Source organism: Chryseobacterium sp. FW101-FHT12H09, assembly GCF_058790395.1.
In genome coordinates this window covers 172,111-193,273 of sequence record NZ_JBYTCP010000004.1, presented here as the reverse complement: position 1 = coordinate 193,273, position 21,163 = coordinate 172,111, and the positions used below count along the sequence as shown (strand labels likewise).

The following is a 21,163-nucleotide window of genomic DNA, read 5'->3' as shown; positions in this document are numbered from 1 at the left end:
CATAAACAAAAAACAAAATGAAAAAAATAAATAGAATTATAACGATAGTAGGGTTGTTGTTTATTGGATCAATGCATGCACAGATAGCAATAAATAAGGAGAAAGTGGATGGGGATGGTCTTCTTGATTTTGCAGCGAATACTACAAATGGTATTTTGTTGCCAATTGTAGAAATACTTCCTGACGATGCTGTAGGGGGTACTATCTTAATGGATAAAAATGATAAAATTCTAAAAATGAATACAGGTGCTGCGTGGGTTCAATTAAGTGATCCGGGATCTATTACTGGTGTTGTTTTTAATACTAATAATGAATTATCGGGAAAAAACAGAATAATCATGGGATCTCATACTTCCAATGCGCCTGGAGTATTGGTGTTGGAATCCCTCGACAAAGCATTGATACTGCCGAAAGTGGCAACACCCCATATCAATGTGAAAAGTCCATTTCCCGGAATGATATGTTATGATACTACTAGTAAAACTTTAGCCGTATTTGACGGCCTGAAATGGAGCTATTGGAAGTAATATGATGATCAAATAATATTTGGCGGTCTAAATGCTGATTATGATAGGACGGTTATGCCCCGATTCTATATGATAATCCAGCTTTAGCCGCCTTTATATTTTAAATAGTTTTATTTTTTGAACTAGTTCAAATGTCAGGAAATAGGATGGGAATAACTTTGCTTTATTAAATTTTAAAATTAGAATTATTATGAAAGAAGCATTTTTGATCATCGATATTCAAAATGATTATTTTCCAGATGGTAAACACATTTTGTCAGGTTCCGAACAGGCAGGGAGAAATGCATGTAAAGTATTGGAGTATGTCCGCAGTAAAAAAATTGAAATTATTCATATTCAACATCTGTCTGTGAATGAAGGTGCTGATTTCTTTTTACCGGATACCTATGGAGCCGAAATAAATGCCTTTGTGCAACCAGTAGAAGGAGAAAGAATCATTATTAAGAATTATCCCAACAGTTTCAGAAATACGGATCTTTTAGCACACCTTCAGAAAAAAGGGATTAAAAATTTAATTATATGCGGAATGATGACGGATGTTTGTGTAGATGCTACAGTAAGAGCTGCGATGGATCTTGGCTTTAAAACAACGGTTATTGGTGATGCCTGTACAACTGAAAATCGTGAGTTGTATGGTGAAGCAATAAATGCAAAAGAGATACACTCATCTTATCTTGCTGGATTTACAGCTTTAGGTAACTTGTATGCAAATGTAATGACCACAGAAGAATTTCTTAAAGAAAGGTAAATATCTAAAATTTCAGTAGAATTATAAAGATACCATCATTGTTGGTATCTTTATATTTTATAAATTTTTTAAAACTTTATGCTTGATCTACTACATAAAAACATAAACCAGCACATCCTGTTTTCAGATGAAGAGTTTAAAAAATTCTCTGAACCTTTTAAACTTAAAGCGTTTAAAAAGAAAGAAGTAGTTCTTAAGGAAGGAGATTATTGTCTTTTTGAAGGGTTTGTGACAGAGGGCTGTTTTAAGGTCTGTTTTTTAAATGAAAATGGTGCCGAGCAGACTTTGTATTTTGCAGTCAAAGGATGGTGGATCACAGATCTGGACAGCCTCATTAATCACGTTCCGAGTACACTGAATATTGAAGCTCTGGAAGACAGTAAAGTATTAATGATTTCAAAAAAAGAAAAGCTTCATCTGTATGAAACCATGCCAGTAGTTGAAAAGCTCTTCCGAATTATGAATCAACAATCTTCAATTGCGCTACAAAGAAGGATACTTTCATTATTAAATAAGACAGCTGATAAACGTTATATTGAATTTCTGGAAAAATATCCTGAACTGGAACAAAGGATAACACAACAGCAAGTGGCCTCTTACCTGGGTATTTCTCATGAATTTTTAAGTAAAATAAGAAAGAAAACAATGCTTGGTAAATAGATGTACTCAATAATACACATAGCTTTTTTTTATTCACAATCCCGGGGTTTTTAGTTTTAAATTTTCCTCAATGTTTTTCGGCTTATTAAGAATAATTCAAAATAACTAATATAGGCTTTAAAATGATAAAAAACATCTTTTTTTATCGACCTTTTACTTAATCATGCTTATTTTTGCATGTCAAGTAAAATAAATCATGAAGAAGATCCAAGATATTCTTATTTCAACCAGAACAATGGCTGTGTTGCTGCTGGTCTTTGCATTCTCTATGGCGTATGCAACGTTTCTCGAAAACGATTATGGAACCCCTACAGCGAAAGCATTAATTTATGAAGCAAAATGGTTTGAGCTGATTATGGTATTGCTGATCTTAAATTTCATTGGAAATATCGGTAGATATAGACTATGGAAGAGAGAGAAGTGGCCGGTTCTTATGTTTCACCTCGCATTTGTTTTTATTTTTATAGGTGGTGCCATTACAAGATATGTAAGTTTTGAAGGAACAATGCACATCAGAGAAGGCGAAACTTCAAACGAAATTGTAACGGATAAGAATTTCTTCAAAATTCAGATCGAAGAAAAAGGAGATGTTCTGAACTATCAGGATATTCCTTATCTAATGTCTCCATTACATAAAGACTTTAGTGCAACTTATGATTTCCATGGAAAAGAAGTTAAGATCTTTGCTAAAGAATATATTCAAAGAAAAAAAGACAGTCTGATTGCTGATCTGAATGGTGCAGAATACCTTCATTTGGTTTCAACAGGACAGACCGGAAGACAAAATATTTATATCAAACCGGGAGAGACAAAATCCATCAATGGAACTCTTGTTACTTTTAACAGAGCCATTGAAGGTGCTGTAGAGTTTAAAAATGAAGGCGGGAAGTTATTCGTTAAAACTCCGGTTGATGCAACCTATATGACGATGGCAACTCAGGCTACCGGAAATACTAAAAAAGATGAATTCCAACCTTTAGCATTAAGAAGTTTATACAGTATCAATGATTTAAAGTTGGTAGTACCTGAAGGACTTAGAAAAGGGAAGTTATTGGCTATTGAAGGCGATAGAAAGAAGGATCAGGCTGTTCCTGATATGTTGAAAATTGAAATTCAGGGTCCTAAAACAAAACAGCTTGTTGAGTTGTCTGTAGAAAAAGGAAATCCAAATGCCTATAAGCAAATTACCATGGACGGGCTGAATATTATGGCTGGTTTTGGTCCTAAAGTATATAATACTCCTTTTGCATTGAAACTGGATGATTTCGTAATGGAAACCTATCCTGGAAGTTCTTCACCAAGTGCTTACGAAAGCCATGTGAAAATTATTGATGGCGGAAAGCAGACACCTTATAAAATTTATATGAACCACGTTCTTAATCATGGCGGATATCGTTTTTTCCAGGCAAGTTTTGATCCGGATAGAATGGGGACTGTATTATCTGTAAATCATGATTTTTGGGGAACTATGATTTCTTATTTGGGATACAATTTATTATTTCTTGGAATGTTTATTATTTTCTTCTGGAAAGGAACTCATTTCTGGAAGTTAAATAAAATGTTGAGAGATGTTAATAAGAAAAGAGCGGCAACAGTCGTATTATTGCTATTAAGTTTAGGGTTAAATGCTCAAAAAATTGAAACTCACGGAACCACTGATGGAAGCAGAGAACATATTCATATAGAAGGCGATGGGCATTCTCATGCACAAGTTCCTGAAACGAACCAGCAAGAAATAGCTCCGCGACAAAATTCATTAGCTAGTCCATTAGGTAAAATGAGAATGATTTCTGCAGATGAAATTATTGCTAGAAATAAAATAAGTAAAGAACACGCAGATAAATTCGGATATCTTTTAGTTCAGAATTTTGAAGGAAGAATTGTTCCTATCAATACTGAAGCGCTGGATGTTTTAAGAAAACTATACAAAAAGGACGAATTTAAAGGAACAGATGGAAAGTCTCTTACAGCCAATCAATGGTTTCTGTCTATCAATACTGATACCCCAAGCTGGACAATGGTTCCTATTATTAAAGTAGGTTCTAAAGGAGGAGACGAATTAAAGAATAAAACAAAGGCTGATGATGAAGGTTATACTTCATTAATGAATCTTTTCCCAGCGGATGCCAATGGTAATCTTACTTATATTCTGGAGCACGATTATAACATCGCTTTCCGTAAAAAACCTGCTGAACAGACTAATTATGATAAAGAGATTATTTCTGTAAATGAAAGAGTTCAGATTTTCAACGAATTTTTTAGTGGGCAGTTTATGAGAATTGTTCCTGTGAAAAATGACCCGAATCACACTTGGCATTCTTGGTTGGATCAAAAATTTGAACCGGATATGGAATCTCAGGAGGTAATGGGACCTTATTTTGCAGAAGCTTTAACTGCTCAGAAATCAGGATACTGGAAAAAAGCTGATACTGAACTGAAGAAGCTTTCAGATTACCAGCAAAAGTGGGGGAAAAGTGTAGTTCCTTCAAAATCTAAAGTAGATCTTGAGGTGTTCATGAACAAAGTGAATATCAACTTTAAATTATTAATTTTCTATACTTTAATTGGCGGATTGCTATTGTTATTAGGTTTTGTTGATTTATTCAAGCCTAACAAAGTATTAAGTAAAGTAATCAAAGCAATTATTGTTTTAGGTCTGATAGGATATATATTCCATTTCTTAGGTCTTGTGGCAAGATGGTATATTTCAGGTCATGCACCTTGGAGTAATGGATATGAGGCTATTATATTTATCTCGTGGGTCGGTATTTCTGCAGGATTATTATTGTACAGAAATGCCAATGCACTAATTCCTGCTGCAGGATTTATGGTTGCAGTAATTATGATGGGATTTGCACACGGAGGATCTGCTCTTGATCCACAAATTACACCTTTGGTACCTGTATTGAAGTCATATTGGCTAATTGTACACGTAGCGATCATTACTTCAAGCTATGGGTTCTTTGCCCTATCTATGATCATTGCAGTGATATCATTAGTATTCTATATTATTTCAAGTAAAAAGACCTATAAAATTCACCATGATACCACTTTAAAAGAATTGGTAATTGTTTCTGAAATGTCTCTTACTATAGGTTTATTTGCTTTAACTGTAGGGAACTTCTTAGGGGGGATCTGGGCGAATGAGTCATGGGGTAGATACTGGAGCTGGGATCCAAAAGAAACGTGGGCTTTCATCTCTATCATGGTGTATGCTTTTGTACTGCACATGAGATTGGTTCCTGGATTGAGAAGTAAATGGGCTTTCCATGTAGCTACGATGTTTGCTTTCTGCTCGATGGTAATGACCTATTTTGGAGTTAATTACTATTTAACAGGTCTTCACTCTTACGCAGCAGGAGATCCGGTTCCGGTTCCGGCTTGGGTATATATCGGATTATCTGTTATGCTCTTATTATCCGCTGCTTCTTACTTTAAATTTAAAGCATTAAATAAAAAATAAGGTTTGCAATTAAAATAACAAAATCCCGGAAATATATTTTCCGGGATTTTTTGTTGTGATCTGCAAAGGAATTTTTCTAATGGTTTAAAAACTTGAAACTTATCTGTTATATTTTAAAACTAATTTATATCTTTATGATATCAAAATAATATCATTTTAAAATTTATATTTATATGGAAAAAATCCTAAAACCTATGTCCGGCTATATAACACTGGTAATTTGCCTTGTTTTATTTATAGCTGCTGTTTACTTATTTATAAGTGGAGTAGATCAAAGTATTACTTATGTTGTTTTAGCAATGGTATGTTTTCTAACTTCTTGTTTCTTTTTGAAAGGCTTAATGATCATTCAGCCTAATCATTCAAGAGTATTGAACTTCTTTGGAAAATATGTTGGAACAGTAAAAGATAACGGACTGTTCTTTATTAACCCATTGTATTCCTCACAAAAAATATCACTCCGTTCTGAAAATTTACAGGGACAGACTTTAAAAGTGAATGATAAGATGGGAAATCCAATTGAAATTGCTGTCGTTATTGTATGGAAAGTGGGCGATACTTATAGAGCAGCTTTTGATGTTGAGCGTTATTCTGATTTTGTAAAAATGCAAAGTGAAGCTGCTGTGCGTCATTTGGCTATGAGTTTTCCTTATGATAATTTAGAGGATGATCATGCTCCGATTACCTTGAGAGAGGGTGGTGACAAGATCAATTCTATCCTGGAACAGGAACTTACAGATCGTCTCTCAAAGGCAGGAATTGTGATTCAGGAAGCTAGGATATCACATCTGGCATATGCATCAGAAATCGCGGGAGCAATGCTTCAGAGACAGCAGGCCACTGCTATTGTTGCGGCAAGGACAAAAATTGTAGAAGGGGCCGTTGGAATGGTTGATCTGGCATTAAAAAAACTTTCTGCAGAGAATATCGTAGAATTAGATGATGAAAGAAAGGCTGCAATGGTTAGTAATCTTATGGTGGTTCTTTGTGGTGAAAAAGCGGCACAGCCTATTTTAAATGCAGGAACTTTATATAATTAAAATTCCTGCCAACTTAAAAGCAAGAAGACTTGAAATTTAAAAAAGTCTTTGTTTGAAATTTTAAAAATAAAAAATGAAACCTCAAAAATCTCAAAATTCTTCCGAAAGCACTCAAAAAGGCAAAAAATCCTTTGTGATAAGGATCGAAGAATCTACTTACAAACTTCTGGAAAAATGGGCAAATGATGAATTCAGAAGTGTAAATGGACAAATTGAGTATTTGCTTCATCAAAATCTTGTTGAGTCCGGAAGAAAGAAAAAGGAATAGTTAAAAGTGAAAACTCAAATCGTAAAGTTGCAGAATTGATATAGAAAATTATTGATTTTTATCCGCTTTGTGATTAATAAAAGAAAACTTAACTAAAGCATAGTAAAAAAGCAGGGAAATTTTCTCTGCTTTTTTATTTTATGAATAACCTTATTAATCAAATAAAGTAGTAAAATACGTGCTAATAATAGTCCAGAAATTCTTTCCCAGGAAATAGATCAGTGTAGAAGTTATAATCCCTTTTACAGTAAAAAATATAATCCCTCCGATCCCAAAACGCTTAACCCATTGTTTCCATTTTGAAGTATCCTCTTTTTCGGGTTCGTTTATTGGTTTCTTATTTTCCATTTCTGAAATTAAAATATTGGTATTACAAAGATAAGCATGTTTATAATTAGTCCAAATAAAAACGCAACGAAAATTAAAATTTTGGGTTTCGCATAATATTTTTATCTTTAGAGAAAACGAAAAGGAATATTTTATGTCTAAAAAAGTCAAGGATTTCGGTATCGAGAAATCGCTTAAAAATCTAGGTATTAAAGATGATAACAAAGGAACTTCCGTAGGTGGAAAGTACTTTGCATCAGGAAAAATAATAGAAAGTTATTCTCCTGTTGATGGAAAATTAATTGCTAAAGTAAAAACTTCAAATGAAGCTGATTATGAAAAGGTAATTCAATCTGCTCAAAAAGCATTTCAGGAATTTAGAATGATCCCATCACCAAAAAGGGGAGAAATTGTAAGACAGTTAGGTCTAAAATTAAGAGAATATAAAGATGATTTAGGGAAACTTGTTTCTTATGAAATGGGAAAATCTCTACAGGAGGGTCTTGGTGAAGTTCAGGAGATGATTGATATTTGTGATTTTGCTGTTGGTTTATCAAGACAGCTTCACGGGTTTACCATGCATTCTGAAAGACCAGGTCACAGAATGTATGAACAATATCATCCACTGGGAATTGTAGGAATTATTACAGCATTTAACTTCCCGGTAGCTGTTTGGGCTTGGAATACAGCATTATCTTGGATATGTGGAAACGTAACCATTTGGAAGCCTTCTGAAAAAACACCTTTCTGTGCAATTGCATGTCAAAATATTTTAGCTGAAGTTCTTAAAGAAAATAACCTTTCTGAAGGAATTTCAAGTGTGATGGTTTCTGATCACGAGATCGGACAAAAACTAGTTGATGACAAGCGTGTTTCATTAATCTCTTTCACAGGTTCTACAAGAGTAGGAAGAATGGTTTCTTCTAAAGTTGCTGAAAGATTTGGTAAATCTATCCTTGAGCTGGGAGGAAATAATGCCATTATTATCTCTAAAGATGCTGATATCGATATGTCGATCATTGGTGCTGTTTTCGGAGCTGTAGGAACTGCGGGTCAGAGATGTACATCTACGAGAAGACTGATTATTCATGAAGATGTTTATGATGAAGTAAAAAATAGATTGGTAAAAGCATACGGACAGTTAAAAATCGGAAATCCATTAGATGAGACTAATCATGTTGGACCACTAATTGATAAAGGTGCTGTTACTCAATATGAAGATTCAATCAAAAAATGTAAAAAAGAAGGTGGGAAGTTCATTGTTGAAGGAGGTGTTCTAAGCGGTAAAGACTATGAGTCTGGATGTTATGTAAAACCATGTATCGCTGAAGTAAAAAACTCTTACGAAATTGTACAACATGAAACTTTTGCTCCCATTTTATATTTAATAAAATACAAAACTCTTGAAGAAGCAATTGCTATTCAAAATGATGTTCCTCAGGGATTGTCTTCTGCAATTATGACTCAAAATTTAAGAGAAGCAGAATTATTCCTTTCTCAAGCGGGTTCAGACTGTGGAATTGCGAATGTAAATATAGGAACTTCTGGTGCTGAGATTGGAGGTGCTTTCGGTGGTGAAAAAGAAACAGGAGGCGGTAGAGAATCGGGTTCAGATGCTTGGAAATATTACATGAGAAGACAAACGAATACGATCAACTATACGACAAGTCTTCCTTTAGCACAAGGAATTAAGTTTGATATTTAATTAAAACATTTAAAATCATTTAAAGATTGAAAAATGTATATATTTTAATTAATTTTTTTTCAATCTTTAATCTTTCAATCACAACAATATGGAACAGACAATTGATATAAAAGCAAATAAAGTTAAAGAGACTGTAGGAAAACACGTACTGGCAGACGGTTTTGATTTCGTAATGGATATCGAAAAATCTCATGGTTCATGGCTGTATGACAGGCTTACAGATAAAGAATTTCTAGATATGTTTTCGATGTTCGGTTCAGCATCTATCGGATACAATCACCCTTACCTTGTAGGGAAATCAGAATGGCTAGGAAAAATGGCGGTTAATAAACCAACGCTTGCAGACGTATATTCAGAGGAATATGCTCATTTTTTAGAGGTTTTTGAAAGAGTAGTTATCCCCGAAGAATTACAATTAGCTTTCTTTATTGAAGGTGGTTCTTTAGGCGTTGAAAATGCAATGAAAGCATGTTTTGACTGGAAAACACGTAAGAATTTTGAAAAAGGACTTCAAACTGAAGCTGGAATTTGTATTCACTTCAGACAGGCATTCCATGGAAGAAGTGGTTATACATTAAGTTTAACAAATACTTCTGATCCTAGGAAATATCAATATTTCCCAATGTTTGAATGGCCAAGAATCCTTAATCCAAAATTGAGCTTTCCAATCACTGAAGAGAATTTAGAGGAAACGATCAAAAATGAAAGATTAGCGCTATTGCATATCGAAGAAGCTATTATTTCCAATCCTGACAAAGTAGCTTGTATCATTATTGAACCTATTCAGGCTGAAGGTGGAGATAACCATTTTAGAGATGAGTTTTTTGTTGAATTAAGAAAACTGTGTGATCAGAATGAAATTCTTTTAATCTTTGACGAAGTACAAACCGGTATTGGAATTACGGGAGAAATGTGGGCTTTCCAACATTTTACTGCAAAACCAGATATTATTTCTTTTGGTAAAAAAGCACAGGTATGTGGAGTTTTAGCAAATAAAGAGAAATTTGACCAGATTCCTAATAATGTGTTCAGAGAAAGTTCAAGAATTAATTCCACTTTTGGAGGGAATTTTATCGATATGCTTCGTTTCCAATTGGTAATGGAAGTTATTGAAAAAGAAAATCTTGTGGAGAATGCTAAGCTGGTAGGTGAGTACTTATTAGAAGGCTTACAGAATTTAGCTCAGAAGTATCCTGAAAAAATTTCCAATGCAAGAGGAAGAGGATTAATGTGTGCTATAGACCTTCCTTCGGGAGAGCAGAGAAACCATTTAATTAATGAACTTTTCAATGATGGTTTAATTATTTTATCGTGTGGAGATCAATCGATTCGTTTTAGACCACATCTGAATGTTTCCAGAGAAGAAATTCAGCTTGCTTTGGATAAAATAGAAAATAATATTAACAAAATTTAAAACCACAGATTTGTAATTTTGGAAAAATCTTACTATATTTAGATTTCAAAAAGGATAAAATATGGAAAGAAGTACGCGAGTATCAGTTTTTGAAAGTGATAATCCTTCAGAAATTCAATTGATCAAATCTAAATTAGATGACGCCCAAATCACAAACACTGTTGAAAATAATTATTTAACTTTTACGACAACGCCAACAGCGACATCACTAAAAGTTATGGTGGATTTAGAGGATGAGAAAAAAGCATTCGAAATTATTGACACTTATATACAACAAAGTGCAAACCAATAAAAGAATTTCATAATTTTAAATTTTACTACTTCGAACCGAAAATTAATTTAATTAGTTTTCGGTTTTTTTATTTAAATTTAATGCTAAGGAAATATAAATGATTTAAAATAATCCTATTTTTTGTCTTTTAAATTTTTTCAACAATTAAAAATATATGACGCAGCAAGTTAAATTCAGGAAGGCAGAAATTAAAGACAGAAATATCATTTGGGAAATTATCCAGCAAGCTATACAAAGGAGGAAGGCGGATGGGAGTACCCAATGGCAGAATGGATATCCTAATGCTGATACTGTAGAAAGTGATATTGCCAAAGGTTTTGGATTTGTACTTACAGTAGATGAAGCTGTTGCAGTATATGTTGCTTTAATATTCAATGATGAACCTGCTTACAGCACGATTGAAGGAGCCTGGCTAAGCAATGGTGAATTTGTGGTTGTACACAGAGTAGCCGTTTCCGAAGAATTTGCAGGACAAGGTTTAGTTAAGAAACTTTTTGAACGCATAGAAGATTACACAAAATCCCAAGGGGTTCAAAGTGTAAAAGTAGATACCAATTACGATAATATTGCCATGCTGAAGATTCTTGAGAAACAGGGATACTCCTATTGTGGTGAAGTCGTTTTAGCAGGCGGCGTAAGAAAAGCATTTGAGAAGATTATAATTTGAGTAAAAAGTTAAATCAACTTCCATTGAATTTTTAAAACGCTATGTATTTATAAACTCTATTGAGTTTGTTCGTTTAGTTCTGAACTAATTTATACTTTTGTTCAAATTTAAATTATGCATCAAAGTATAGAAGTTGATGAAAAAGTTTTTCAAGATGCTGTGAAATTTTATGGCAGCTCTTTGAATATACCACCATTAGCTTCAAAAATCTATTCCTACCTCATTTTCGATTTTGAGAAAGTAGGAATTACTTTTGACGAATTTGTAGAGGTACTCTCTGCCAGTAAAAGTTCCGTTTCCACCAGTATTTCATTGTTGCTAAACTCACAGCTTATTATAGATCTTAATAAGATGGATGAGAGGAAAAGGTATTTTTTTATTAATGATGAACATATGAAGATAAGATTTGAAAAAATAGTACAAAGATTACAAGACGAATTAAAATTATTAAATGATTTAAACAACTTAAGAAAAGTAAAAGATGAAGACTACAATGAAAAACTTACAATTTATAAGGCGCTATTAAACAAAAATATTTCAAATATTCAGGAATCTATTAATAAACTATAAAATGACAAATAAACTAATTATACTTTCTGTTGCAGCTATTTCTTTGACGGCCTGCAAAAAAGAAGCTCCGAAACAGGATGGTGCCAAGCCTTATCCTGTAATTTCGGTTGAACAAAAAAATATCATTGGATATCAAACGTTCCCTGCGAGTATACAAGGTAGAGTAAACAATGATGTAAGAGCTAAAATTCAGGGATATATTACACAGCTTTTAGTTGATGAAGGACAATACGTAACGAAAGGACAGCCTTTATTCCGTTTGGAAACAAATATATTAACTGAAAATGCAGCTGCAGCAAAAGCAGGAATTGGCGCTGCCGAATCTACAATTGCAGCGGCACAGGCTTCAGTAAATGCAGCTCAGGTAGAAGTAAATAAGCTAAAACCTTTGGTTGCGAAGAATATCATCAGTAACGTTCAATTACAAACAGCACAAGCTAATTTAGCACAAGCTCAGGCGCAATTACAGCAGGCTATTGCTTCAAAACGTCAGGCAAGTGCTAATTATAAAGGAGTAGAAGCGAATATCGAATATTCTATTATCCGTGCCCCTATTTCAGGAGTTATCGGAAAGCTGCCTTTGAAAGTAGGTAGTTTGGTAGGTCCGACAGATCAGACTCCGCTAACAACGATTTCTGATACTTCTCAGGTTTTCGCTTACTTCTCAATGAATGAGAAGGAATATTTTGACTTTCTGGAGAAATCTGTAGGTGCAACTATGCCGGAAAAAATCAAAAATCTTCCCATGGTTGATTTACAGTTGGCTAATGGAAGTCTTTATCCTGAAAAAGGAAAGATCGAGGCCATTACCGGGCAAATTGATCCAACTACAGGAACTATTCAGTTCAGAGTGGCATTTTCAAATGCTCAAAAATTACTAAGTAATGGAAATAGTGGAACAATTAGATTACCTAAAGCTTACGATAATGTTTTGGTAGTTCCTGAAAGTGCTACCTATGAACAACAGGGAATTGTTTACGTTTATAAAGTAGAAAAAGACACTGCTAAGAATGTAGTTGTCAGTGTAATTGACAGAATTGATAACATGGCGTTATTAAAATCAGGAATAAATAAAGGAGAAGTAGTAGTTGCAGCAGGTATCGGTGGATTGAAATCAGGAACTGCTGTAAAACCAAAACCTGTAAAAATGGATAGCCTGGTTCAATCTATAAAACCGAAATTCTAATGATAAAAAACTTTATTAACAGACCGGTTTTATCCACTGTTATATCAATATTAATTGTTATACTCGGTGTTTTAGGCCTTATTTCATTGCCTGTCACCCAATATCCGGATATTGCACCTCCTACAGTAAGTGTTACAGCGAACTATACGGGAGCCAATGCGGAGACTGTAATGAAAAGTGTAGTAGTTCCTTTGGAAGAACAGATCAACGGGGTAGAAGGAATGGATTATATTACTTCTTCAGCTGGTAACGATGGTTCTGCAAATATCCAGGTTTTCTTCAAACAAGGAGTTGATCCGGATATTGCAGCGGTAAACGTACAGAACCGTGTAACAAGAGCAACACCATTGCTTCCGAGTGAGGTAACGCGTTCAGGGGTTGTTACTCAGAAACAGCAGACCAGTGCCTTGATGTATATGTCCTTCTATTCTGAAAATAAGGATCTTGATGATGTATACCTTCAAAATTTCCTGAATATTAATATTATTCCTAATATTAAAAGGATTAATGGTGTAGGGGATGCCACTGTTTTTGGTGGGAAAAACTATTCTATGAGAGTGTGGTTGGATCCTGCAAAAATGGCAGCGTACGGAGTAACACCGGATGACGTTACAGGAGCTATTAATGAACAAAGTAGAGAAGCAGCAGCTGGGTCCATCGGACAAAACAGCGGTAGCTCTTTTGAGTACATCATTAAATATGTTGGTAAATTCAACGAAAAATCTCAATATGACAACATCATTATCAAGTCTCTAGGAGACGGACAGAATTTGATGCTTAAGGATGTTGCAAAAGTTGAATTAGCCGGGCAATCTTATACAGGAATTGGGGAAAACGGAAACAGTCCCTCTATTAGTATGGGATTCTTTCAGACACCGGGTTCTAATGCTCAGGAGATCATTAAAAATATTAAAATCTATTTAAAATCAGCTGAAGGAACTTTTCCTAAAGGGATAAAATATACCTTTAACTTTGATACCAATGAATTCTTAGATGCGTCTATTGAAAAGGTTGTTCATACCTTAATTGAAGCGTTTATTCTGGTATTCATTGTGGTATATATTTTCTTACAGGATTTCAGATCCACTTTGATTCCGGCCATTGCAGTTCCGGTATCTATTGTAGGAGCATTTTTCTTCCTGAATTTATTTGGATATTCATTAAACCTTTTAACCTTATTTGCACTAGTACTAGCAATTGGTATTGTGGTGGATGACGCGATTGTCGTCGTCGAGGCCGTTCATGCCAAGATGGAACATGGTATTTCTGATGCTAAAAAGGCAACTGTAGAAGCAATGGATGAGATTACAGGAGCTATTATTTCAATTACATTGGTAATGGCATCCGTATTTATTCCGGTAACCTTTATTACAGGTCCTACAGGGGTATTCTACCAGCAGTTTGGTATTACGCTTATTGTTGCGATTATCATTTCTGCTGTTAATGCATTAACATTAAGTCCGGTTTTATGTTCATTATTCCTGAAACCTCACTCTGAACATCATAAAGAATACAAGGAACTGAATTTCCTTCAGAAGTTTTTCTATAAATTCAATATTGCTTTCAGAACAACTACTGAACGTTACGGAAGAGGATTCGTTTTCTTGTTAAGACATAAGTGGGTTACTCTGATCATTTTTGCTGTTACAGGAGGAATCTTATTCTGGGCAAGCTCAACAATGAAAAAGGGTTTTGTACCTACCGAAGACCGTGGAATTATCTTTACCGATGTACAGCTGCCTCCGGGAGCTTCTATGGAAAGAACATATAACGCATTGAAAACACTACAGGCCAGTGCAATGAAAATTCCGGGAGTGCAGAATGTCACTATTTCAACAGGTAGAGGATTTTTATCAGGAAACGGAAGTAACAATGGTCTTGCATTCATCAAATTGAAACCTTTCGATGAAAGGAAAAAAGATAATCTGACTTCTGAAGATATCACGAAAAAGTTATTTGGAATTTCTGGAAATGTACCGGATGCTAAAATCGTATTCTTCCAACCACCAAGTGTACCTGGTTTTGGTAACAGTGCTGGGTTTGAGATGGTATTACTTGATAAGTCGGGTGGTGAATATGCAGCTCTTGATGATAAGACCAATGAATTCATTGGTAAGCTTGTAGAAAGACCCGAAATCGAATTTGCACAAACCTCTTTTAATACAAAATATCCGCAGTATCAAATGGAAATTAATGTTCCATTGTCTAAGCAATTAGGAGTTTCTGTAAGTGATATCCTAAGTACAATGCAAGGGTATATCGGAGGGATTTATACGGCTGACTTTACGAAATACGGGAAACAGTTTAGAGTAATGGTTCAGGCACTTCCTGAGAACAGAAAAAATATAGATAATCTTAATGAACTATATGTAAAAACAGGTTCAGGAGTAATGTCGCCAATTTCACAGTTTGTAACGTTAAAAAAGGCATACGGACCACAATCTGTTAGCCGTTATAACTTGTTTACATCTGTGAAAATCACTGGTGGTAACTCTCAGGGATTCAGTTCAGGGGATGCTATTACTGCAGTACAGCAAGTAGCAAAAGAAACCCTGAATCAGAATTATGATGTAGAATTTACTGGATTAACGAGAGAGGAATTGAACTCAGGATCTCAAACATTACTAATTTTCGGATTAAGTTTGATCTTCGTTTACTTTATCCTTTCTGCTCAGTACGAAAGTTATATTCTTCCGTTAATTGTTGTGATCTCACTTCCTTTAGGGGTAATGGGGGCTTACTTTGGACAAAAGATCATGGGCTTGGAAAATAATATTTATTTCCAGATCGCCTTGATCATGTTGGTTGGATTGCTGGCGAAGAATGCCATCTTGATTGTCGAATTTGCTGTTCAGAGAAGGCACCACGGTGAAACCATTGTAATGTCTGCGATCAATGCTGCGAAAGCGAGATTAAGACCAATTTTGATGACCTCTTTTGCTTTCATCTTTGGATTATTGCCATTGGTATTAGCAAGTGGTATCGGAGCGGTAGGTAACAGATCTATTGCAACCGGTGCAGCAATCGGGTTATTGATAGGAACAGTATTAGGACTTATTGTGATTCCTGTGTTGTATGTGATTTTCGAAACACTGCAAGAAAAGATCAAGCCTATTAAAAGAGAAGACATCAATTTAGCAGAATAAAATATAGATTAGAAAGGTTAGAGGTTAGATATTAGTCTAAAATCTTAAATCTAGCTTCTAACCTCTAATTTCTAACTTCCAATTTTTAAAAATGAAAAGTTTATTAAACATCATAAAAGGAATAACTTTTTCAGCTTTCGTACTGGCTGCCATCTCATCTTGTATGGCAAGAAAAGACTATGAAAGACCGAAAAATGTTGTGGACGAAAAGCTTTTCCGTACGGATATGCTTCCTAAAGACAGTGCATCTATCGCAGATATTTCATGGAAAGAAATTTTCACAGATCCAATATTGCAGGGACATATTTCAAAAGCTTTAGAAAATAATTTAGATATTAGAATTGCTTTGCAAAGTATTGCATCTGCAGAAGCTTATTTAAAGCAGAGTAAAGCAGCATATCAACCCACTGTTTCAGTTGGACCTAACTACACATTTCAGACCCAGTCTATTAATACACAGTTTGGTCAGATCATTGGAGAAAGAAGGTATGTCAACCAATTTGATATTACAGCAAGTATTGGCTGGGAAGCTGATATCTGGGGTAAATTGAAAGCACAGGAAAAAGCTCAGCTAGCAAGTTATTTAGGAACTGTTGCTGCCCATAAAGCAGTAAAGAGCAGTCTCGTAGCATCTGTGGCATCTGCTTATTACCAATTGCTGACTTTTGATTCACAAAAGAAAATTATTCAGGAAACGATTGACGTTCGTGAAAAAAATCTGGAAACAACAAAAGCTTTAAAAGAGTCAGGAACGGTAACTGAAGTTGCAGTTCAGCAAAGTGAGGCACTTGTTTTTAATGCCCAATCATTACTGATTGATATTGATACACAAATTCAGTCATTGGAAAATACAATGAGCTTATTAATGGGAGAGCCTTCTCATGCAATCGAAAGATCGACTTTAGAAAACCAAAGCCTTCCAAATGATATAAAATTAGGATACCCGGCTCAATTATTAGCTAACCGACCTGATGTTATGAAAGCAGAGTACAACCTGATGAATGCTTTTGAACTGACAAATTCAGCAAAAGCACAGTTTTATCCTACTTTAAAACTAACAGGAACAGGGGGAGTTCAATCAGTAGATATTGATCACTTATTTAGTGTCAATTCATTGTTTGCTAACGTTGTTACAGGACTGGCACAGCCGATCTTAAACAGAAGAACGATCAAAACCAATTACGACGTTAGTTTAGCGAATCAGGAAACAGCTTATTTAAACTTTAGAAAAACAGTTCTTACAGCAGGGAAAGAAGTTTCTGATGCAATCCGTGTTTATTCCGTTCAGGATTCTTTCATTGATTTGAAAAGAAAAGAACTGAATGCTTATAAGAAATCAGTTGACTTCTCTCAGGAATTGGTTAACTATGGTATGGCCAACTATCTTGAAGTGTTGAATGCGAGTGTGAATTCATTGAACGCTGAATTGAATATTTCAAATGCTCAATATAACAAAATGAAAGCTAGTGTTGACTTATATCAGGCTCTTGGAGGAGGCTGGAAATAATAAAACGATGAGTCAGAATAAAAGACGTATGCGGAATTGCATGCGTCTTTTTTATTTCATAGATAGAATAATTAATCAATATTATACAATTTAATTTGCATATATGTAGTTAACTACGTAGTTTTGTACATTAAAGAAAAAGTGATGACATTAGAAATTCAACCCATCGGCAATACATATTCTGAGCAGGTCATAGATTTGATTCTGAATATTCAGCAAAAAGAATTTAATATTCCCATTACCATTGAAGACCAACCGGATCTTCTAAAGATAGAAAGCTTTTACAGAGAAAGAGGGGGGAACTTTTGGGGAGCCTTCATAGATGGAGAACTTGTGGGAACTATAGCTTTAGTTAAATTTGACGACAATGCCGGAGCCATCAGAAAAATGTTCGTTAAGAAAGAATTCAGAGGCAAAGAACATCAGCTTGCACAGAAATTACTGGAAATTTTGATCTCTTATTGTATTGAAAATAAGATCGATAAGATCATGTTGGGTACTGTTTCAGTATTGAATGCTGCAATGCGTTTTTATGAGCGTAACCAATTTAAAGTAATAGCTAAAGAAGATCTTCCAGCTAAATTTCCTCTGATGAATGCAGATAATATTTTTTATATACGTAATCTAAATGAAGTCTAATGAATGTTATTAACGAATCAGGTATTCTTGCTATATCCACGAGATTACAAAGGCTTAGTGAGCAGTTGCGGAAGGATGGGGCTTTAATTTATAAAGCTTTCGGTATTGACTTTGAACCTAAGTGGTTTCCAGTCATCTTTACATTGCATCATAAAAAATTACTCAGTGTTGTAGAAATAGCAAATGAGATAGGATATACTCACCCGTCCACTATTAGCTTATTGAAAGAGCTTGAAAAACAAAAAATGATCATCTCAAAAAAAGATAAACATGATGAACGGAAACGAATGATTGAACTTGCTCCTAAAGGTCTTGAACTTATAGAGAAAATGAAACCTGTATGGGAGTTGATTTCAACGGTATTGGCGGAGATAGCAGATAACGAAAATCATTTGCTGAAAGCAATTGATGAAGCTGAGGAAAAAATTGCCAATCAATCATTCTTACAGCGCACATTGCAACTTAAGAATAACAAATAGTATTACAAGATTGTAAGAATTAAAATCTGATCATTTTGAATCTATTGTAAACCCCGTTTATTCTGGGTTTGTTTGTTATTTCATGGTAATTTTCGATTTTGTCTTTCAATTTTTGTTTTTATTTATATTTTAACCTGAAGAGAGTATAAAATTAATGTGTTGATACTGCATCAGTTGAAAAAAAACTTAAAATTTTATTAAAATAATTACGACATAGGGTATAGTATTTGCAAGTAACAAAAACGCAAATGCAAACTATGCTTTAAGACGCATCAATATTGAAGTTTTCTTTACAATTGATTTTAATAAAAGCAGCACACCACATCATTTTTTTATATATTATTTAAGATAAATCTCTAGTTTTTACTAGAGATTTTTTGTTTTAAAGTAAGACGGTAAAATATGATGGTTCTAAAATATTTCCAATTTGAATTATTTATCGTCTAAAAATTCACAAAATTTGTAACTATTATCCAGTTAATTGCTAATCTTGTTAAATAAAATCTAACAAACTATTTGTATATGTGCTATAAATACTTACTTTTGTACCGCTTCAGAAATTAGAAGTGAGAAACATTGGGGAATTAGCTCATCTGGCTAGAGCGTTAGACTGGCAGTCTAAAGGTGACGGGTTCGATCCCCGTATTCTCCACATATATTGGTAAAACTTATTAAACTATGAAGAAACTTTTTTTTCTTTTGTTAGCGACTTTTGCACTAATAGGATGTAGTTCAGATGATGATACGATCTATGACTACATTGGAACCTGGTCCGGAACTTATGACGGGAGTGACAAAGGAATTTGGAACATCGTGGTAGGGAGTGACGGAACTGTAAATGGAACAATGCATTCTGATACGAATAATGAGAACTACAAAATTAGTGGTCACCTTAACGATTCAGGAGAATTAAATGCTTCAGTAGGTTTACCAGCAGATGGTGATTTCAGAGGGAATTTAGGAACTGATAAAAAAGGAAGCGGAAGCTGGACAAATGAAGTTCCAACTCCTACAAGATCCGGATCATGGTCTGGAGGAAAAGATAAGCAGGAATAATATGACATTATAATATTGAAAAAGGCTACCCAATTGGTAGCCTTTTTTATTTTAATTTTTTATAGTCATTTTTAAACAAATCCCATATTTACGATTTCCCCGATATTCTTTAAAACAATAAAATAAAGAATAAGATCATCATCAGAAAAATGCTTTTCAAATTTTATACTTTCAGATTGTTGTTTCAGAGAGATGATTTCTTCAAACTTTTCGATCGAATATAAATCAAAATCCATTTTTAAAGTAACAATAATAACTTCATCAGCGTCAAATCTTTTATTTATTTGAAGGTTATTTTCCCATAGGTCAAATGAAATTGAAGCAATTGCTTCTAAATTAGGAAGTTTTCCAAATTGAAACTTCCTGAGCAAGTCTTTTCCTTCCTGTAAAGAAATACCGTTTTTTACACTACGCTTTCCTCTTCCCGATACAATATCCAAATCTTTTATTTCCGTCATCAGCTTAGCAAAGCTCTGATAGAGTAGAGGATCTTCCGCTGCCTTAATGAAAGAATCAAGTGCCTGGCGAATTGTTTTTCCCACTTTAGAACAATGCCCAAACTCAGAACTGTTTTGTCTTACTTTTTCATACGAAGGACTCTTTTTGAAAGCGTTCTTATTAAAACCACTTTTTTTCCGAACAATATTTTTTCCGTTCAGTGTATAAAAGACAAGATCTCCAACAGATCCTGTTATTTTTATTAAGCTTTCATATGTGGCCATTTTTCCAAAATTTGATTCAAATATAATGATAATTAATTAAATACAATATTTTAACATATATTTATGATATAGTTATAGTATAGAATATTTATAATTAAAATATAAAATGTATATTTGTCAATAATTACGTACATAGGTAAAAATCAGACAGATATGACACCAGGATTATTTATTGAAAAAAAGGGAATAAAGCAGTTAGCTGCTTTGCTGATTGCAACTTCGTTAGTGATTTCATGTGGAAGCAGTAAAAATGTTTCCTCAAAAAAGAATACAACAAAAACGGTTGCAAAATCTGAGAACTTAAGAAAATTAGATTCTAATTTTAGTGGAAAAGTCCCAAGTTCTATCAATAGTATTTTGAAAGATGCCGAAAAATATATTGGAACACCCTATAAATTTGGTGGTAATACTTCATCAGGATTTGATTGTTCCGGTTTTACAGTGAAAGTATTTGAAGAAAATGACCAGAAATTACCAAGAAGATCTTCTGATCAGGCTGATGCCGGTAAAAAAATTGATATCAGTGAAGTGAAGCCTGGTGATCTGTTATTTTTTGCTACAGCAGGAGGTAGCAGAGTGTCACATGTTGGTATTGTCCATGATATCGGAAGTGATGGTGAGATCAAATTTATCCATGCCTCAACTTCAAAAGGGGTAATGATATCTTCGTTAAATGAAAAGTACTGGAACAAAGCTTATCTACACGCGCAGAGAGTTCTGTGAAAAAAGCTGTATTAAAAAGTAAAT

General features: G+C 34.2%; 20 protein-coding genes and 1 tRNA gene. 19 read left to right on the top strand and 2 right to left on the bottom strand.

Features of this window, described 5'->3' with window-relative positions:
* Positions 1-17 precede the first annotated feature (17 nt).
* From AC3WRL_RS16520 to AC3WRL_RS16495, 6 genes are all read left to right on the top strand, one after another.
* Positions 18-527 (top strand): phage tail-like protein, encoded by a 510-nt coding sequence (locus AC3WRL_RS16520; protein ID WP_261512105.1) that lies wholly within the window; start codon positions 18-20, stop codon positions 525-527.
* A 190-nt stretch (positions 528-717) separates the two neighbouring features.
* A complete protein-coding gene (locus AC3WRL_RS16515; RefSeq protein WP_492330774.1) occupies positions 718-1,275 on the top strand; it encodes a cysteine hydrolase family protein in 558 nt (185 codons plus the stop codon).
* 78 nt (positions 1,276-1,353) lie between these two features.
* Entirely contained in the window at positions 1,354-1,935 is a 582-nt protein-coding gene (locus AC3WRL_RS16510; protein ID WP_214825314.1) for a Crp/Fnr family transcriptional regulator, read from the top strand.
* 196 nt (positions 1,936-2,131) lie between these two features.
* Complete coding sequence (locus AC3WRL_RS16505) at positions 2,132-5,398, top strand: cytochrome c biogenesis protein (RefSeq protein ID WP_492330773.1); 3,267 nt, start codon at positions 2,132-2,134, stop codon at positions 5,396-5,398.
* Positions 5,399-5,571: 173 nt separating this feature from the next.
* The gene (locus AC3WRL_RS16500) at positions 5,572-6,438 is read left to right on the top strand and encodes an SPFH domain-containing protein (RefSeq protein WP_214825309.1); all 867 of its coding nucleotides are present in this window, start codon (positions 5,572-5,574) and stop codon (positions 6,436-6,438) included.
* Between the two features lie 73 nt (positions 6,439-6,511).
* Entirely contained in the window at positions 6,512-6,706 is a 195-nt protein-coding gene (locus AC3WRL_RS16495) for a type II toxin-antitoxin system antitoxin (RefSeq protein WP_214825307.1), read from the top strand.
* Positions 6,707-6,859: 153 nt separating this feature from the next.
* Here the strand turns inward: AC3WRL_RS16495 and AC3WRL_RS16490 are convergent, their stop codons facing one another.
* On the bottom strand, positions 6,860-7,054 hold the full coding sequence (locus AC3WRL_RS16490) for a hypothetical protein (RefSeq protein ID WP_214825305.1): 195 nt from the start codon (positions 7,052-7,054) through the stop codon (positions 6,860-6,862).
* 133 nt (positions 7,055-7,187) lie between these two features.
* Between AC3WRL_RS16490 and amaB the strand changes: the two genes are divergently transcribed.
* The 12 genes from amaB (at position 7,188) to AC3WRL_RS16430 (ending at position 19,694) form a co-directional block, all read left to right on the top strand.
* The gene (gene amaB / locus AC3WRL_RS16485; RefSeq protein WP_214825303.1) at positions 7,188-8,738 is read left to right on the top strand and encodes an L-piperidine-6-carboxylate dehydrogenase; all 1,551 of its coding nucleotides are present in this window, start codon (positions 7,188-7,190) and stop codon (positions 8,736-8,738) included.
* An 88-nt stretch (positions 8,739-8,826) separates the two neighbouring features.
* Positions 8,827-10,152 (top strand): L-lysine 6-transaminase, encoded by a 1,326-nt coding sequence (gene lat / locus AC3WRL_RS16480; RefSeq protein WP_492330772.1) that lies wholly within the window; start codon positions 8,827-8,829, stop codon positions 10,150-10,152.
* Positions 10,153-10,213: 61 nt separating this feature from the next.
* Complete coding sequence (locus AC3WRL_RS16475) at positions 10,214-10,444, top strand: DUF2007 domain-containing protein (protein ID WP_214825298.1); 231 nt, start codon at positions 10,214-10,216, stop codon at positions 10,442-10,444.
* A 154-nt stretch (positions 10,445-10,598) separates the two neighbouring features.
* Complete coding sequence (locus AC3WRL_RS16470; protein WP_492330771.1) at positions 10,599-11,111, top strand: GNAT family N-acetyltransferase; 513 nt, start codon at positions 10,599-10,601, stop codon at positions 11,109-11,111.
* 114 nt (positions 11,112-11,225) lie between these two features.
* The gene (locus AC3WRL_RS16465; protein WP_214825294.1) at positions 11,226-11,681 is read left to right on the top strand and encodes a transcriptional regulator; all 456 of its coding nucleotides are present in this window, start codon (positions 11,226-11,228) and stop codon (positions 11,679-11,681) included.
* 1 nt (position 11,682) lies between these two features.
* Positions 11,683-12,867 (top strand): efflux RND transporter periplasmic adaptor subunit, encoded by a 1,185-nt coding sequence (locus tag AC3WRL_RS16460; protein WP_214825292.1) that lies wholly within the window; start codon positions 11,683-11,685, stop codon positions 12,865-12,867.
* Positions 12,867-16,013, top strand: coding sequence for an efflux RND transporter permease subunit (locus AC3WRL_RS16455; protein ID WP_214825290.1), 3,147 nt, complete (start codon positions 12,867-12,869; stop codon positions 16,011-16,013). Before AC3WRL_RS16460 ends, AC3WRL_RS16455 begins: the two co-directional genes overlap by 1 nt.
* A 91-nt stretch (positions 16,014-16,104) precedes the next feature.
* Positions 16,105-17,520, top strand: a complete 1,416-nt coding sequence (locus AC3WRL_RS16450) for an efflux transporter outer membrane subunit (protein WP_214825288.1) — start codon at positions 16,105-16,107, stop codon at positions 17,518-17,520.
* A 144-nt stretch (positions 17,521-17,664) separates the two neighbouring features.
* A complete protein-coding gene (locus AC3WRL_RS16445; RefSeq protein WP_492330770.1) occupies positions 17,665-18,159 on the top strand; it encodes a GNAT family N-acetyltransferase in 495 nt (164 codons plus the stop codon).
* A complete protein-coding gene (locus tag AC3WRL_RS16440) occupies positions 18,159-18,638 on the top strand; it encodes a MarR family winged helix-turn-helix transcriptional regulator (RefSeq protein ID WP_214825283.1) in 480 nt (159 codons plus the stop codon). Before AC3WRL_RS16445 ends, AC3WRL_RS16440 begins: the two co-directional genes overlap by 1 nt.
* A 578-nt stretch (positions 18,639-19,216) precedes the next feature.
* A tRNA-Ala gene (locus AC3WRL_RS16435) sits at positions 19,217-19,290 on the top strand.
* A gap of 26 nt (positions 19,291-19,316) precedes the next feature.
* Positions 19,317-19,694: a membrane lipoprotein lipid attachment site-containing protein gene (locus AC3WRL_RS16430; protein WP_214825281.1), complete on the top strand. Its 378-nt coding sequence runs from the start codon at positions 19,317-19,319 to the stop codon at positions 19,692-19,694.
* A gap of 71 nt (positions 19,695-19,765) precedes the next feature.
* On the opposite strand, the gene AC3WRL_RS16425 is transcribed toward AC3WRL_RS16430, so the two are convergent.
* Positions 19,766-20,416: a hypothetical protein gene (locus tag AC3WRL_RS16425; protein ID WP_492330769.1), complete on the bottom strand. Its 651-nt coding sequence runs from the start codon at positions 20,414-20,416 to the stop codon at positions 19,766-19,768.
* A gap of 153 nt (positions 20,417-20,569) precedes the next feature.
* On the opposite strand from AC3WRL_RS16425, the gene AC3WRL_RS16420 reads away from it, so the two are divergent.
* Positions 20,570-21,139 carry a C40 family peptidase gene (locus tag AC3WRL_RS16420; RefSeq protein ID WP_492330768.1) on the top strand — a complete coding sequence of 190 codons (570 nt, stop codon included), beginning with the start codon at positions 20,570-20,572 and terminating at the stop codon, positions 21,137-21,139.
* The last annotated feature ends 24 nt before the right edge of the window (positions 21,140-21,163 follow it).

What these genes read in the sequence shown, in the direction of transcription:
- AC3WRL_RS16425 (WP_492330769.1), bottom strand. Translation starts at nt 20,416, where the DNA reads ATGGCCACATATGAAAGCTTAATAAAAATAACAGGATCTGTTGGAGAT.
- AC3WRL_RS16440 (WP_214825283.1), top strand. Translation starts at nt 18,159, where the DNA reads ATGAATGTTATTAACGAATCAGGTATTCTTGCTATATCCACGAGATTA.
- AC3WRL_RS16505 (WP_492330773.1), top strand. Translation starts at nt 2,132, where the DNA reads ATGAAGAAGATCCAAGATATTCTTATTTCAACCAGAACAATGGCTGTG.
- AC3WRL_RS16445 (WP_492330770.1), top strand. Translation starts at nt 17,665, where the DNA reads ATGACATTAGAAATTCAACCCATCGGCAATACATATTCTGAGCAGGTC.
- AC3WRL_RS16475 (WP_214825298.1), top strand. Translation starts at nt 10,214, where the DNA reads ATGGAAAGAAGTACGCGAGTATCAGTTTTTGAAAGTGATAATCCTTCA.
- AC3WRL_RS16510 (WP_214825314.1), top strand. Translation starts at nt 1,354, where the DNA reads ATGCTTGATCTACTACATAAAAACATAAACCAGCACATCCTGTTTTCA.
- AC3WRL_RS16420 (WP_492330768.1), top strand. Translation starts at nt 20,570, where the DNA reads ATGACACCAGGATTATTTATTGAAAAAAAGGGAATAAAGCAGTTAGCT.
- AC3WRL_RS16495 (WP_214825307.1), top strand. Translation starts at nt 6,512, where the DNA reads ATGAAACCTCAAAAATCTCAAAATTCTTCCGAAAGCACTCAAAAAGGC.
- AC3WRL_RS16455 (WP_214825290.1), top strand. Translation starts at nt 12,867, where the DNA reads ATGATAAAAAACTTTATTAACAGACCGGTTTTATCCACTGTTATATCA.
- AC3WRL_RS16515 (WP_492330774.1), top strand. Translation starts at nt 718, where the DNA reads ATGAAAGAAGCATTTTTGATCATCGATATTCAAAATGATTATTTTCCA.
- AC3WRL_RS16490 (WP_214825305.1), bottom strand. Translation starts at nt 7,054, where the DNA reads ATGGAAAATAAGAAACCAATAAACGAACCCGAAAAAGAGGATACTTCA.
- AC3WRL_RS16500 (WP_214825309.1), top strand. Translation starts at nt 5,572, where the DNA reads ATGGAAAAAATCCTAAAACCTATGTCCGGCTATATAACACTGGTAATT.
- AC3WRL_RS16520 (WP_261512105.1), top strand. Translation starts at nt 18, where the DNA reads ATGAAAAAAATAAATAGAATTATAACGATAGTAGGGTTGTTGTTTATT.
- AC3WRL_RS16470 (WP_492330771.1), top strand. Translation starts at nt 10,599, where the DNA reads ATGACGCAGCAAGTTAAATTCAGGAAGGCAGAAATTAAAGACAGAAAT.
- amaB (WP_214825303.1), top strand. Translation starts at nt 7,188, where the DNA reads ATGTCTAAAAAAGTCAAGGATTTCGGTATCGAGAAATCGCTTAAAAAT.
- AC3WRL_RS16430 (WP_214825281.1), top strand. Translation starts at nt 19,317, where the DNA reads ATGAAGAAACTTTTTTTTCTTTTGTTAGCGACTTTTGCACTAATAGGA.
- AC3WRL_RS16450 (WP_214825288.1), top strand. Translation starts at nt 16,105, where the DNA reads ATGAAAAGTTTATTAAACATCATAAAAGGAATAACTTTTTCAGCTTTC.
- AC3WRL_RS16460 (WP_214825292.1), top strand. Translation starts at nt 11,683, where the DNA reads ATGACAAATAAACTAATTATACTTTCTGTTGCAGCTATTTCTTTGACG.
- AC3WRL_RS16465 (WP_214825294.1), top strand. Translation starts at nt 11,226, where the DNA reads ATGCATCAAAGTATAGAAGTTGATGAAAAAGTTTTTCAAGATGCTGTG.
- lat (WP_492330772.1), top strand. Translation starts at nt 8,827, where the DNA reads ATGGAACAGACAATTGATATAAAAGCAAATAAAGTTAAAGAGACTGTA.